Annotated in this window: 12 protein-coding genes; 3 read left to right on the top strand and 9 right to left on the bottom strand. The window is 72.1% G+C overall.

Features of this window, described 5'->3' with window-relative positions; all coding sequences use genetic code 11:
- Window positions 1-9: 9 nt before the first annotated feature.
- The 5 genes from AMK31_RS01250 to AMK31_RS01230 all read right to left on the bottom strand — a co-directional run bounded on the left by AMK31_RS01250 (window position 10) and on the right by AMK31_RS01230 (window position 5613).
- Window positions 10-726: a hypothetical protein gene (locus AMK31_RS01250; RefSeq protein WP_073938376.1), complete on the bottom strand. Its 717-nt coding sequence runs from the start codon at window positions 724-726 to the stop codon at window positions 10-12.
- A 1-nt stretch (window position 727) separates the two neighbouring features.
- A complete protein-coding gene (locus tag AMK31_RS01245) occupies window positions 728-1369 on the bottom strand; it encodes a DUF7019 family protein (protein WP_073938375.1) in 642 nt (213 codons plus the stop codon).
- A 35-nt stretch (window positions 1370-1404) separates the two neighbouring features.
- Entirely contained in the window at window positions 1405-3102 is a 1698-nt protein-coding gene (locus AMK31_RS01240; RefSeq protein ID WP_073938374.1) for a thiamine pyrophosphate-binding protein, read from the bottom strand.
- On the bottom strand, window positions 3099-4088 hold the full coding sequence (speB, locus tag AMK31_RS01235; RefSeq protein WP_073938373.1) for an agmatinase: 990 nt from the start codon (window positions 4086-4088) through the stop codon (window positions 3099-3101). The genes AMK31_RS01240 and speB overlap by 4 nt, the downstream gene beginning before the upstream one ends.
- Before the next feature lie 61 nt (window positions 4089-4149).
- Complete coding sequence (locus AMK31_RS01230) at window positions 4150-5613, bottom strand: sodium:solute symporter (RefSeq protein ID WP_073938372.1); 1464 nt, start codon at window positions 5611-5613, stop codon at window positions 4150-4152.
- A 164-nt stretch (window positions 5614-5777) separates the two neighbouring features.
- On the opposite strand from AMK31_RS01230, the gene AMK31_RS01225 reads away from it, so the two are divergent.
- Window positions 5778-7253 (top strand): PucR family transcriptional regulator, encoded by a 1476-nt coding sequence (locus tag AMK31_RS01225; protein ID WP_073938371.1) that lies wholly within the window; start codon window positions 5778-5780, stop codon window positions 7251-7253.
- A gap of 85 nt (window positions 7254-7338) precedes the next feature.
- Window positions 7339-8127 (top strand): phosphatase, encoded by a 789-nt coding sequence (locus AMK31_RS01220; RefSeq protein ID WP_073938370.1) that lies wholly within the window; start codon window positions 7339-7341, stop codon window positions 8125-8127.
- A gap of 87 nt (window positions 8128-8214) precedes the next feature.
- Here the strand turns inward: AMK31_RS01220 and AMK31_RS40845 are convergent, their stop codons facing one another.
- The 4 genes from AMK31_RS40845 to AMK31_RS01200 form a co-directional block, all read right to left on the bottom strand.
- Window positions 8215-8562: a hypothetical protein gene (locus tag AMK31_RS40845; RefSeq protein ID WP_198948394.1), complete on the bottom strand. Its 348-nt coding sequence runs from the start codon at window positions 8560-8562 to the stop codon at window positions 8215-8217.
- A gap of 302 nt (window positions 8563-8864) precedes the next feature.
- Entirely contained in the window at window positions 8865-9731 is an 867-nt protein-coding gene (locus AMK31_RS01210; protein WP_073938368.1) for an acyl-CoA thioesterase, read from the bottom strand.
- Between the two features lie 8 nt (window positions 9732-9739).
- Complete coding sequence (locus AMK31_RS01205) at window positions 9740-10897, bottom strand: acyl-CoA dehydrogenase family protein (RefSeq protein WP_073938367.1); 1158 nt, start codon at window positions 10895-10897, stop codon at window positions 9740-9742.
- Between the two features lie 137 nt (window positions 10898-11034).
- Complete coding sequence (locus AMK31_RS01200) at window positions 11035-11661, bottom strand: SACE_7040 family transcriptional regulator (protein WP_073938366.1); 627 nt, start codon at window positions 11659-11661, stop codon at window positions 11035-11037.
- Window positions 11662-11747: 86 nt separating this feature from the next.
- Between AMK31_RS01200 and AMK31_RS01195 the strand changes: the two genes are divergently transcribed.
- A complete protein-coding gene (locus AMK31_RS01195; protein ID WP_073938365.1) occupies window positions 11748-13364 on the top strand; it encodes a carboxyl transferase domain-containing protein in 1617 nt (538 codons plus the stop codon).
- Window positions 13365-13367 lie beyond the last annotated feature (3 nt).

Genomic DNA, 13367 nt, shown 5'->3' with positions numbered 1-13367 from the left:
TACGGCTGGTCACCCGCCGTACCGGAGCCGGGCCCAGCCGAACCGGCAGGTGAGGCCGTGCGGACCGAGCGGTTCCACGTTCCAGCCGCCGTCGAGGACCCGGCGCAGGGCGTCGCCGAGCGCGGCACGATCCCGCGCCCTGAGGCGGCTGCCGTCGAGTTCGAAGTGGGCGACGACGGGCGGGACGAGATCCAGGGCGTCCCCGTCGAGCCCGGCGATGTACTCCTCGTAGCGCGGGTCGTCCGGGTAGGAGAGGGTCAGGGCGACGGGCGGTCCGGTGCGGCGGTTCAGCAGGTCCAGCGCGTCGGCCAGGTACCGGAGCGTCATCCTGATGCCGCCGCTCATGGATCCGTTGCCGGGGTCGGGCCGGTAGACGGGCGGGGCGTCCTCCGGGACGACGTAGCGCACCCGGACCCGGCTCGCCGGCAGGGTCACCAGCAGTACGGGCCACGCTCCGCCGCCCTCGACGGTGAACTCGGGGCGTTCCAGTCCCGACCTCCACCGCAGCAGGACGTCGTCGGCCGTGCCGAGGGCTTCCGGGGGCAGGTTGTCGGGGCCGTACGGGCCACGGCTGCGGGTCTCCAGCGCGGTCTCGTCCATCGTGGCCGTGATCAGCGCGCCCCGGCGGTCGAGGTCCAGCGTCAGCGGGTGGAGCGCCAGGTCGGTGATGACGTCGGACGTGGCACGGACCAGTTCCGCGGGGTTCGGCCCGGAATTCCGCCACATGTCAGTCGACCAGGGCGACGTACAGCGGGCTGCCCAGCAGCACGCTCATGGCGCGGTCCGGGAAGAACTCGGGGTAGGGGCACGGTCCGTGCAGCAGCCGCTTGGCGGCGAACTCCACCGTCATCGCCGGGCCGCGCAGCGCCCCGTTGGCGTGGAGGACCGAGGCCAGGGCGTCGGGGTCCGCGTCGGCGGTGCCGTCCTGCGCGGCGAGGGCGGCGAGCCGGGTAAGCAGGACGAGCGGCAGGGAGGCACTGAGCCGGTCCCGCGGCGGGGCCTCGCCCGGGACGGTGCCCAGCGCGTGGCCCGCCGAGCCGCCCAGCCCGACGACGGTCCGCTCGGTGCGGCCGCCGAAGTAGAGGGTGTCGTCGCCGAGCGCCGCCCACTGCATGGGCAGCACGCCGTGCACGTACTGCCCCGGCTCGTCCACCGTGCCGAGGTCGGCGTGGTCCTCCAGGTGCCGAACCACCCGCTCCAGCCGGTTCACCCGATCGGGTGCCGCGGACTCCACGCTGCGCTTCGCACCCGCCATCGTCACCCCGACGCTGAACTCGGTGACCCGCTTGCGGTCGTACGCCGGGTCGACCTGCGAGAGCAGCATGTCGACCTTGGCGTCACTGATGTACAGGTAGTAGCGGACGGACACACCCGCCTCCTCCGGCGCGACGGCTAAGCCGGAGGTTACCGCTCCGCGCCGCCCAGATGCGTCGGCGCGAACATCCGCAGGACCGCGGGGAGTACGACGACGGAGGGGCCCGGCGTGGCGAACGCCTTCGCCAGGTCCGCCTCCAGGGTCTCGGGGGTCGTACGGACTCCCGGGACGCCGAACGACTCGGCGAGGGCCACGTAGTCCGGCCGGGCCAGTTCCGTCGCCGTCGCCTGGCCGAAGGCGTCCGTCATGTACTCGCGGAGGATGCCGTAACCCCCGTCGTCGACGATCAGCCAGGTGACGTTCAGGTCGTACTGGCGGGCCGTGGCCAGCTCGGCGATGGAGTACAGCGCGCCGCCGTCGCCGGACACCGCGAGGACCGGCGTGGTCGGGTCGGCCGCCGCCGCGCCGAGGGCGGCCGGGAAGCCGTAGCCGAGGCCGCCCGCGCCCTGGGCGGAGTGCAGGGTGTTGGGGCCCTTGGCGTCGAAGGCGGACCACGCCCAGTAGGCGAGGATCGTCATGTCCCAGAAGGACGGGGAGGACGCGGGGAGCGCCCGGCGGATCGACGCCAGCAGGTTCTGTTCCAGGGTGAGTTCCTGCGCGTCGATGCGCTCGCGGACCCGCCGCAGCAGCTCCCGCACCCGCTCCTCGGCCGTCGCGTCGGTCCGCTCCCCCACCGTCTCCAGCAGTGCCTGCAACGCCAGCCAGGCATCCGCGTGGATGCCGAGCGCCGGGTGGTTGGACTCCAGCTTGCCGAGGTCGGCCTCGATCTGGATCACCCGGCCGCGCGGCTTGAACGTGTGGTAGTTGGAGGAGAGTTCGCCGAGTCCGGAGCCGACGACGAGCAGGACGTCGGCGTCCTCCAGGAAGTCCGTCGTGTACCGGTCCTCCAGCCAGGACTGGAGGGAGAGCGGGTGCTCCCAGGGGAAGGCGCCCTTGCCGCCGGGGGTGGTGACGACCGGCGCCTGGAGGCGTTCGGCGAGCTGCAGCAGCTTGCGGGAGGCGTCCGCGCGGACCACTCCGCCGCCCGCGATGATCGCCGGGCGGGCCGCCTTCGACAGCATGTCGGCGGCGACGGCGGTCAGTTCGGGGCGCGGCGGCAGGTCCTCGGGGGTGGCGTCCACGGCGGTCACCACCGGCAGGTGCGTCCCGGCGAGGAGCACGTCCTGCGGGATCTCCACCCAGACGGGTCCGTGCGGGGCGGTCAGCGCGGACTTCCAGGCGGCGGCGATCGCGGACGGGATCTGGGACTGGGTGCGCACGGTGTGGACCGACTTCACCACGCCCCGGAACGAGGCGGACTGGTCGGGGAGTTCGTGCAGGTAGCCGTGGCGGCCGCCGCCCAGGCCGGCCGTCGGGACCTGGCTGCTGATCGCGAGGACGGGCGCCGAGGCCGCCGCCGCCTCCTGGAGCGCGGCGAGCGAGGTCAGCGCGCCGGGGCCGGTGGACAGCAGCAGCGGGGCCGCCTCGCCGGTGATCCGCCCGTACGCGTCCGCCGCGAACCCGGCGTTGTTCTCGACCCGCAGGCCGATGTACCGGAGGTCGGAGCGGCGCAGGGCGTCGAACATGCCGAGGGCGTGCTGGCCGGGCAGGCCGAAGACGGTGGTCGCGCCCAGCCCGGCCAGGGTCTCCACGACCAGGTCTCCGCCGTTGCGGCCGGGGGGAGGGTTCAGCGCGGCCTCCGTCTGGGCGGCCGTCGGGCGGAGCTCCAGGTCGTGGTCGTGGGTCACTTGCCCTCGTTCTCCTTGTTCGTCTCACGGGCCGCGGCGATCTGGCGGCTCATGATCGTCGTCAGTTCGTACGCCGTGTGGGACGCCGCCACCGACGTGATCTCCGCGTGGTCGTACGCGGGGGCCACCTCGACGACGTCCGCCGACACCAGGTTGCACGAGGCGAGGCCGCGCAGGATCTCCAGCAGCTCGCGGGAGGTCATGCCGCCGGCCTCGGGGGTGCCGGTGCCGGGGGCGTGGGCCGGGTCGAGGCAGTCGATGTCGATGGAGATGTACAGCGGGCGGTCGCCGATGCGCTGGCGCAGCTGGTCGGCGATCTCGTCGGCGCCGCGCCGGTAGACGTCGGCGGAGGTGACGATGCCGAAGCCCATCTTCTCGTCGTCGGTGAGGTCCTGCTTGCCGTAGAGCGGGCCGCGGGTGCCGACGTGGGACAGCGCCGAGGTGTCGAGGATGCCCTCCTCGACCGCGCGGCGGAACGGCGTGCCGTGGGTGTACTCGGCGCCGAAGTAGGTGTCCCAGGTGTCCAGGTGCGCGTCGAAGTGGAGCAGCGCGACCGGGCCGTGCTTCTTGGCGACCGACCGCAGCAGCGGCAGCGCGATGGTGTGGTCGCCGCCGAGGGTCATCAGGCGGGCGCCGGTGCCGAGCAGGTCGTCGGCGGCGGCCTCGACGGTCTCGACGGCCTCGTTGATGTTGAACGGGTTGACGGCGATGTCGCCGCCGTCCGCGACCTGGGCGAGGGCGAAGGGGGAGGCGTCCTGGGCCGGGTTGTACGGCCGCAGCAGCCGGGACGCCTCACGGATGGCGTTGCCGCCGAAGCGGGCGCCCGGCCGGTACGAGACGCCGGAGTCGAACGGCACGCCGACCACGGCGACATCGGCGGTGCCGACCTCGTCGAGGCGCGGCAGCCGGGCGAAGGTGGCCGGACCGGCGTACCGCGGGATGCGGGAGGAGTCGACCGGGCCGCGGGGCGTCTCGTTGCTGCTCATCGGGAAATGCCTTCTTTCCTACGCTTCATCGCGTATGTACTACTACCGAGCGGTACCGACTCTACTGCTGAGCCGCCACCGGTTCTTCGGACACGGGTTCGGGGGCTCGTCCGGCGAGACGCTCGCGCCATGCGGCGAGCACCGCCTCGTCGGTCGGCTTCGTCGCCAGGGAGACGACGACGTAGGTGGCGAGGGAGGCCAGCAGGCCGTAGTAGACCGGCTCGTTGGCGAGGATTCCGTACGTCGCCATCAGGCCGATCACCGCGAGACCGCCGACGACGACGGAGGCGAGGGCGCCCGGCGCGGTGCCGCGCCGCCACAGCAGCCCGCCGAGGATCGGCACCAGCAGGCCGCCGACGAGCAGGTTGTACGCCACGGTCAGCGCCTCGACGACGTCGTTGAGCGCGATGGCGGTGAGGATCACGGCCACGCCCATGAGGAGGATGAAGGTCCGGTTGCCCTTGACCTCGTCGTGCTCCTCGCCCGAGGAGCGCACGACGCCCCGCAGCCGGGACCAGATGTCGTTGTTGGCGACGGTGGCGCAGGCGATGAGGGCGCCGGAGGAGGTGGACATCACGGCGGCCAGCGCGGCGGCGAGCACGAGTCCGCGCACGCCCATCGGCAGCTCGTCCTTGACGATGGTGGCGAAGGCGTCGTCGGCGCTGTCGAGGTTCGGGTAGAGCACCTTGGCGGCGGTGCCGATGACCGCGCCGCCCACGGCGTACACCAGACAGTAGGTGCCGGCGACGGTGCCGCCCCACTTGGCGGTCTTGTCGCTGCGGGCGGTGAAGACGCGCTGCCAGATGTCCTGGCCGATGAGCATGCCGAAGGTGTAGATCAGCACGTAGGTGAAGATCGTCTCGCCGCCGATGCCCAGCGGGTCGAAGTACTCGGTGGGCAGCTGCGCCTTCATCTCGCTGAAGCCGCCCGCCTTGACGACCGCGATGGGCAGCAGCAGGAGCAGCACGCCGATGGTCTTCACCACGAACTGCACCATGTCGGTGAGGGTGATCGACCACATGCCGCCGAGCGTGGAGTAGGCGACGACGATCGAGCCGCCGAGGACGATCGCGAGGGTGCGGTTGACGTCGAAGAGGACGTCGAAGATCGTCGCGTAGGCGATGGTGGAGGTGACCGCGAGCATGAGGGTGTACGCCCACATGACGACACCGGAGATCACGCCGGCCCGGCCGCCGTATCTGAGGTCGAGCATCTCGGAGACGGTGTAGACCTTCAGCCGGGCGATCCGCGCGGAGAAGAAGACCGACAGGGCGAGCAGGCCGAGGCCGATGGTGAAGACCATCCACGCGCCGGACAGCCCGTACTGGTAGCCGAGGCCGACGCCGCCGATGGTGGACGCGCCGCCGAGCACGATCGCCGCCATGGTGCCGGAGTACATGGCCGGGCCGAGCCTGCGGCCCGCGACCAGGAACTCGCTCTTGGACTTGGCGCGGCGCATGCCCCACCAGCCCATGGCCAGCATGCCGGCCAGATAGACGACGATCACGATGTAGTCGACGGCCATGGGGGCCTCCTTCGCGCACTCTCGGTGGCGTGTCGTGCAGATGGGATGCGCGGTGGCTGGTCGCGGGGACATCCGCCCGTACCCGCGGCCACCGGTCCCGACCGACCCTAGGTGGCCGAAAAGCGACTGCGAAGTGTACGTTTCATCCATTCGGGCAGAACGGCATGGAGGAAACGCACATCATGTCCGAGACACCGGCGGTTCCGCCCACCCCGTCCGTCCCGCTGTCCGCCCTGCTGGCCCGCGAGGACCTCGCCCTGCGCCAGATCGCCGGCCCGCCCGCCACCGGCATCGCGGTCCACTCGGCACACACGTCGGAGATGTCCGACCCCTACCCGTACATGCTGGGCGGCGAACTGCTCCTGACGGCCGGCGTGCACATCCCGGAGGCGGCGGGGTCGGGCACCTACTTCGACGACTACGTCGCCCGGGTCGTCGAGGCGGGCGGCGCGGCGCTCGGCTTCGGGCTGGCCCCGGTGCACGACACGGTGCCGCGCGCCCTGGTCATCGCCTGCGAGGCGTACCACCTGCCCCTGCTGGAGGTCCCTCCCCAGACCACCTTCTCCGGTGTGGCCCGCGCGGTCTGGCAGCTGATGGCACAGGCCCGTGTGGCGGAACTGCGCCGCGTCACGGAGGCCCAGCAGAGCCTCGCCGCCGCCGCGGCCCGCCCGGACCCGGTGCCGTCGGTCCTGCGGCAGCTCGCCCAGCGCGTCGGCGGCCGCACGGTGCTGTACGGCCCGGAGGGCACGGAGATCGCCGCCGCGGGCCGGGCCCCGGACGAGCCGGTGACGCGGGCCCTGACGGACCTGGCGCACGTGCTGCTCACCCGGGCCTCCACCACCGCCACCGACACCGTCGCCGGCACCCATCTCTCCGCGTACGCCCTCGGAGCCGGACACGGCTTCGTCCTCGGCGTGGCGTCCCCCCGCCGGGACCCCGGCGACCACACCATCGCCTCGGTCGCCGCCGTGCTCCTCTCCCTCCTCACCGGTGAACACCAGAGCGGCACCGGCGCGGCCCGCTCCTCGGCCCTGGTCCGCCTCCTCCTCGGCGCCCCGCCGCAGGAGGTGACTCCCCTGCTCGGCGGCACGGACCGCTGGCTGGTCGTCCACGCGGTCCCGCAGCCGCCGGGGGCACCGGACCCGGTGACCGCGTCGGCCCTCGGCGCCGCCCTGGGCTCCCCGCTGGTCGACGCGGCCGACGACGTCGTACGCGTCCTGCTGCCCGCCGACCGCGATCCCGCCCCGCAGCCCGGCTGGACCCTGGGCGTCAGCGCCCCGGTCACCCCCGACGCCCTGCCCTCCGCGGACATCCAGGCGGCCCGCGCCCTGTCCCGCGCCCGTGCCACCCGCACTCCCCTGCTCCGCCCGGCGCCCCGCCCGTCCCTCGCGGACCTGGTGCCGCCCGCCGAGGCGGAGTCCCACGCCCGTGCCCTGCTCGCCCCGCTCACCCCGCCCCTCGCCGAGACCCTGCGCACCTGGCTCTCCCTCCACGGCAGCTGGGACCGCACCGCCGTCGCCCTGTCCGTCCACCGCAACACCGTCCGGCAGCGGATCGCGCGGTGTGCCGCGCTGCTGGGAGCGGACCTCGACGATCCGGATGTGCGGATGGAGTTGTGGTTCGCGCTGCGGCAGGCGTGAGGGCGCGCACGGGCGGGCGTGATCCACATCCCAGCGCCCCTCACGGCAAGGACGGAGCCGGTCGTCAGCCCCCACAATGGGAGCCATGCCGATACCCGGGACACCCAGCCGCGCCGAACTCGTCGACCATCTCGTGAGGACCCGTATCTCGGGGAACGTCGCCACCCCGCGTGAGAACAACCTCTCGCACTACCGCCAGCTGGCGAACGGCAACCGCAACTACTGGTTCGGCCTGGAACTCGGCGACCGCTGGACCGACGAGCAGGACGTGCTCGCGGTGATGGCGGAGCGGGTCGGCGTGAACGACGACCCCGAGCACCGGTTCGGCCAGGACACCATCGACCCGGAACTCACCGTCTCCGCGCTGGAGCGGATGGCCGGGCGGCTGCGCAAGGCGGCGGACGGGCAGCAGCGGGTGCTGTTCGCCACCGGTCACCCCGGCGGGCTCCTCGACGTGCACCGGGCGACGGCCGCCGCGCTGCGCGCCGCCGGCTGCGAGATCGTCGTCATCCCGGAGGGGCTGCAGACGGAGGAGGGTTACGTCATGCAGTTCGCGGACGTGGCGGTGCTGGAGCACGGCGCCACGCTGTGGCACACCCACTCCGGCGACCCGATGAAGGCCATCCTGACCGGGCTGGAACGCGCGGGCCGCCCGCTGCCCGACCTGGTCGTCGCCGACCACGGCTGGGCGGGCTACGCCGGACAGCACGGCGTGGACTCCGTCGGGTACGCGGACTGCAACGACCCGGCGCTGTTCGTCGCCGAGGCGGAGGGGACCGTACAGGTGACGGTGCCGCTGGACGACCACGTGGTCAGCCCGCGGTACTACGACCCCATGACGGCGTATCTGCTGGCGGAGGCGGGGCTGGCGTAGGCCGGCCGGCTCCCGGCTCAGACGAACGGCGTGCCGTGCGGTCCTGTCGGGACCGCACAGCACGCCGTCGTCGGTGTGTCAGTTCCTTCAGTCGTGGCCGCCATGGCCGCCGTTGCCGCCACGCCCGTTGTCGTGGTCGCCATTGCCACCACGCCCGTTGTCGTGGTCGCCGTTGCCGCCACGCCCGTTGTCGTGGTCGTGGTCACCGTTGCCGCCACGCCCGTTGTCGTGGTCGTCGTAGTGGCCATTGCCGCCACGGCCGTAGTCGTCGTCATCGCAGTCGTCCCACCAGTCGTCGTCGCAGTAGCGACTGTCGTTGTACGACTTGGTGTCGGACGCCGTGGCGGTACCAGCAGTACCGACCGCGATACCACCGGCCAACATCAGGCCGGCAGCGGACGCCGCGGCGAGACGCTTCGCGCGTTGTGCTCGCATGGATATACCTTTCGCTCCATCGTCTCCCGCTTCGCCTGGACGGCCCTGCGGGAATGGATGGCCGCAGCCGCAAGTGAACATTGCGACAGGGTCTCGGGCGTCACCGCATGTTTTCTGAAGCACGGGCGTGACCGCCGACGCCTCCAGGACACTCGCCTTGGTTCACGAGCGAGCGCTGTGGCCCTGGCTCACGCTCTCGGGGGCCAGGTCGACCGGCCATGCCGTGCGTGCGGCTTCTCACTCGTTCAGCCTAGCTACGCGATCGCTGATCGGCACCTCGGGAGACACCGCGCACCACACCGTCACCGGGGGACGCGGACGACACCCTCCTGGATCACCGAGATGGCCAGGCGGCCGTCCTGTGTGTAGATCCGGGCCTGGCCCAGGCCACGGCCGCCGTACGCCGATGGCGACTCCTGGTCGTAGAGCAGCCATTCGTCGGCGCGGAACGGGCGGTGGAACCACATCGCGTGGTCCAGCGAGGCCCCGACCACGTCCCCGACGGCCCAGCCGCCGCGACCGTGCGCGAGCAGCACCGAGTCGAGGAGGGTCATGTCGGAGACGTAGGTGGCGAGGACGACGTGCAGCAGCGGGTCGTCGGCGAGTTTGCCGTTGGTCCGGAACCACACCTGGGAGTGCGGCTCGCGCGGCTCGCCGAACCTGCCGTACGGCGGCTCCTCGACATAGCGCAGGTCGATCGCCTCGCGGGCCTCCAGGAAGCGGGCGACGACCTGCGGGTCGAGGTGGTCGTAGCCGCTGAACCGCTCACGGGAGGTGGGCAGCGCGGCCGGGTCCGGCGCGGGCGGCATGGGGGCCTGGTGGTCGAGGCCGTCCTCGTACGTCTGGAAGGACGCGGACAGCGCGAAGATCGGCCTGCCGTGCTGGACCGCGACCACCCGGCGGGTGGTGAAGGAGCGGCCGTCGCGCAGGCGCTCCACGTTGTAGACGATGGGCGCGCCGGGGTCGCCCATGCGCAGGAAGTACGCGTGCAGGGAGTGGGCGGGCCGGTCCGCGGGGACCGTCCGCCCGGCGGCGACCAGCGCCTGGGCCGCGACCTGCCCGCCGAAGACGCGCGGGACGACGGCGGACCGGGACTGGCCGCGGAAGATGTTCTCCTCGATCTGCTCGAGGTCGAGCAGATCGAGGAGATCCTGGAGTGCCTGGCTCACCCGTGTCCTTACAGGCCCATGTCCTTGGCGATGATCGTCTTCATGATCTCGCTGGTACCGCCGTAGATGCGGTTGACACGGTTGTCCGCGTACAGGCGGGCGATCGGGTACTCGTTCATGTAGCCGTAGCCGCCGTGCAGCTGGAGGCAGCGGTCGATCACGCGGTGCGCGACCTCGGTGCAGAACAGCTTGGCGGAGGCGGCCTCGGCCGGGGTCAGCTCGCCGGCGTCCAGGGCCTCGGTCGCACGGTCGGCGACCGCCTCGGCGGCGTCCACCTCGGCCTGGCAGGCGGCCAGTTCGAACTTGGTGTTCTGGAAGTGGGCGACCGGCTTGCCGAAGACGGTGCGCTCCTGCACGTACTGCTTGGCGAACCGGACGGCGGCCTTGGCCTGGGCGTAGGCGCCGAAGGCGATGCCCCAGCGCTCGGACGCCAGGTTGTGGCCGAGGTAGTAGAAGCCCTTGTTCTCCTCGCCCAGCAGGTCCTCGACCGGCACCTTCACGTCGACGAACGCCAGCTCGGCGGTGTCGGAGGTGCGCAGGCCCAGCTTGTCCAGCTTGCGGCCGATGGAGTAGCCCTCGGACTTGGTGTCCACGGCGAAAAGGGAGATGCCGTGGCGGCGGTCCTCGGCCGTCGGGGCGGAGGTGCGGGCGCAGACGATGACCTTGTCGGCGTGCACACCGCCGGTGATGAAGGTCTTGGCGCCGTTGAGGACGTAGTGCGTGCCGTCCTCGGAGAGCTTGGCGGTGGTCTTCATGCCCGCGAGGTCGGAGCCGGTGCCCGGCTCGGTCATCGCGATGGCCCACATCTCCTCGCCGGTGACGAACTTCGGCAGGTAGCGCTTCTTCTGCTCGTCCGTCGCCAGCATCTTGATGTAGGGCAGGGCGAGCAGCACGTGCACGCCGGAGCCGCCGAACTGGACGCCCGCGCGGGCGGTCTCCTCGTACAGGACGGCCTCGAACTTGTGGCTGTCCAGGCCCGCGCCGCCGAACTCCTCCGGCACGTTGATGCCGAAGATGCCCAGCTCGCCGAGCTTGTAGTAGAACTCGCGCGGCGCCTGGCCGGCCGCGAACCACTCGTCGTAGACCGGGACGACCTCGGCCTCGATGAAGGCGCGGATGGTCTCCCGGAACGCCTCGTGATCCTCGTTGAACACCGTACGGCGCACGCCGCCACCTCCACCGGTACGTATCTAAGCGCTTGCTCAGGCTTACCGTACCGGCGGGTAGGTAGGGGCGTCCAGAGTGGGGAGGCAGGGGACGCCGTAACGCTCGTCACGCCCGCGCCGCCCGGCGCGTACGGCGCTCAGCCGGCGGCGGGGTCCGTCCCGGCCGCCTCGAACGCCCCCCTGGCCATCCGGTGCAGCAGCTCCGCCGTGGCGCCCCGGCCGGGCAGCGAGCCGCGGCGGCCCAGGTGCGGGGTGGAGTTCAGCAGGCCGAAGACCGAGTGGACGGCCGAACGGGCGGCGGGTTCGGCGAGGGCGGGGTAGACCGCGCGGAGCACCTCCACCCACAGCTCGACGTACTGCCGCTGGAGCTGGCGGACCAGCTTGCGGTCGCTCTCCCGGAGGCGGTCCAGCTCGCGGTCGTGCAGGGTGATGAGGGGACGGTCGTCGAGCGCGAAGTCGATGTGCCCCTCGATGAGCGAGTCGAGGACCGTCTCCGGGGCCGCGCCGTCCACGCCCCCGGCCGCGGCGGCCTCCTTCAGCCGCTGCTTCGCACCCGTCAGGAGCTGGCCGCTGATGCCGACCAGCAGCTCCGCCAGCATCGCGTCCTTGCCCGGGAAGTGGCGGTAGAGACCGGGACCGCTGATTCCGACGGCGGCGCCTATCTCGTCCACCCCGACACCGTGGAAGCCGCGCTCGGCGAAGAGCCGCGCGGCTTCCTTGAGGATCTGCTCGCGACGGGTGGGGGCGTCGGTTCTGGTGGCCATGAAGTCGATTCTAGACAGGGAGGTTAGCGGTCGTTAACCTGAAGGAAATGCGTTAACGCTCATTAACAAGGTGAGGGGACCGCAGGATGGACCAGGCACCGGAGCTGACGACCGCGGCGGACCCCGCGTCGGAGGCCTGGCAGGCCAATGAGGCGGCGCATCAGGCGCTGGTCGAGGAGCTGCGCGGCAAGCTGGCCGCCGCCCGGCTCGGGGGCGGTGAGAAGGCGCGCGCCCGGCACACCGCGCGTGGCAAGCTGCTGCCGAGGGACCGGGTGGACACACTGCTCGACCCGGGCTCGCCCTTCCTGGAGCTGGCCCCGCTCGCGGCCGACGGGATGTACGACGGGCAGGCCCCGGCGGCGGGCGTGATCGCCGGGATCGGCCGGGTCGGCGGGCGCGAGTGCGTCGTCGTCGCCAACGACGCCACCGTCAAGGGCGGGACGTACTACCCGATGACGGTGAAGAAGCACCTGCGGGCCCAGGAGGTCGCCCTCGAGAACCGGCTCCCCTGCCTCTACCTCGTCGACTCCGGCGGCGCCTTCCTGCCCATGCAGGACGAGGTGTTCCCGGACCGCGAGCACTTCGGCCGGATCTTCTACAACCAGGCCCGGATGTCCGGCGCGGGCATCCCGCAGATCGCCGCCGTCCTCGGCTCCTGCACGGCCGGCGGCGCCTACGTGCCCGCGATGAGCGACGAGGCCGTGATCGTGCGCGGCCAGGGGACGATCTTCCTGGGCGGGCCGCCGCTGGTGAAGGCCGCCACCGGCGAGGTCGTCACCGCCGAGGAGCTGGGCGGCGGCGAGGTGCACTCCCGCGTCTCCGGCGTGACGGACCACCTCGCGGAGGACGACGCGCACGCCCTGCGCATCGTCCGGAACATCGTCGCCACCCTCCCGGCGCGCCGCGAGCTCCCCTGGGAGGTGCGTCCCGCCGTGGAGCCCAAGGTCGACCCGTACGGGCTGTACGGGGCGGTCCCGGCCGACCCCCGCACGCCCTACGACGTCCGGGAGATCATCGCCCGCGTGGTCGACGGCTCCCGGTTCGCCGAGTTCAAGTCCGAGTTCGGGCAGACCCTGGTCACCGGCTTCGCCCGCATCCACGGCCACCCCGTCGGCATCGTCGCCAACAACGGCATCCTCTTCTCCGAGTCCGCCCAGAAGGGCGCCCACTTCATCGAGCTGTGCGACCAGCGCGGCATCCCGCTGCTGTTCCTGCAGAACATCTCGGGCTTCATGGTGGGCCGGGACTACGAGGCGGGCGGCATCGCCAAGCACGGCGCCAAGATGGTCACCGCCGTCGCCTGCACCCGCGTCCCCAAGCTGACCGTCGTGGTCGGCGGGTCGTACGGCGCGGGGAACTACTCCATGTGTGGCCGGGCGTACTCACCGCGCTTCCTGTGGATGTGGCCCAACGCCAAGATCTCCGTCATGGGCGGCGAGCAGGCCGCCTCCGTCCTCGCCACCGTCAAGCGCGACCAGCTGGAAGCGCGCGGCGAGGACTGGCCCCTGGAGGAGGAAGAGGCCTTCAAGGCCCCCGTCCGCGCCCAGTACGAGCGCCAGGGCAACGCCTACTACGCCACGGCCCGCCTCTGGGACGACGGCGTCATCGACCCGCTGGAGACCCGGCAGGTGCTGGGCCTGGCCCTGACGGCCTGCGCGAACGCCCCGCTGGGCGAGCCGCAGTTCGGCGTCTTCCGGATGTGAGGG

It is taken from the genome of Streptomyces sp. TSRI0107, assembly GCF_001905845.1.
GTDB lineage: Bacteria > Actinomycetota > Actinomycetes > Streptomycetales > Streptomycetaceae > Streptomyces.
This window is presented reverse-complemented; position numbering and strand designations above follow the sequence as displayed.

Bases quoted from the DNA above. Each gene is read 5' to 3' on its own strand.
- AMK31_RS01250 (WP_073938376.1), bottom strand. From the start codon at position 726: ATGTGGCGGAATTCCGGGCCGAACCCCGCGGAACTGGTCCGTGCCACG.
- speB (WP_073938373.1), bottom strand. From the start codon at position 4,088: ATGAGCAGCAACGAGACGCCCCGCGGCCCGGTCGACTCCTCCCGCATC.
- AMK31_RS01230 (WP_073938372.1), bottom strand. From the start codon at position 5,613: ATGGCCGTCGACTACATCGTGATCGTCGTCTATCTGGCCGGCATGCTG.
- AMK31_RS01225 (WP_073938371.1), top strand. From the start codon at position 5,778: ATGGAGGAAACGCACATCATGTCCGAGACACCGGCGGTTCCGCCCACC.
- AMK31_RS01220 (WP_073938370.1), top strand. From the start codon at position 7,339: ATGCCGATACCCGGGACACCCAGCCGCGCCGAACTCGTCGACCATCTC.
- AMK31_RS40845 (WP_198948394.1), bottom strand. From the start codon at position 8,562: ATGCGAGCACAACGCGCGAAGCGTCTCGCCGCGGCGTCCGCTGCCGGC.
- AMK31_RS01200 (WP_073938366.1), bottom strand. From the start codon at position 11,661: ATGGCCACCAGAACCGACGCCCCCACCCGTCGCGAGCAGATCCTCAAG.
- AMK31_RS01195 (WP_073938365.1), top strand. From the start codon at position 11,748: ATGGACCAGGCACCGGAGCTGACGACCGCGGCGGACCCCGCGTCGGAG.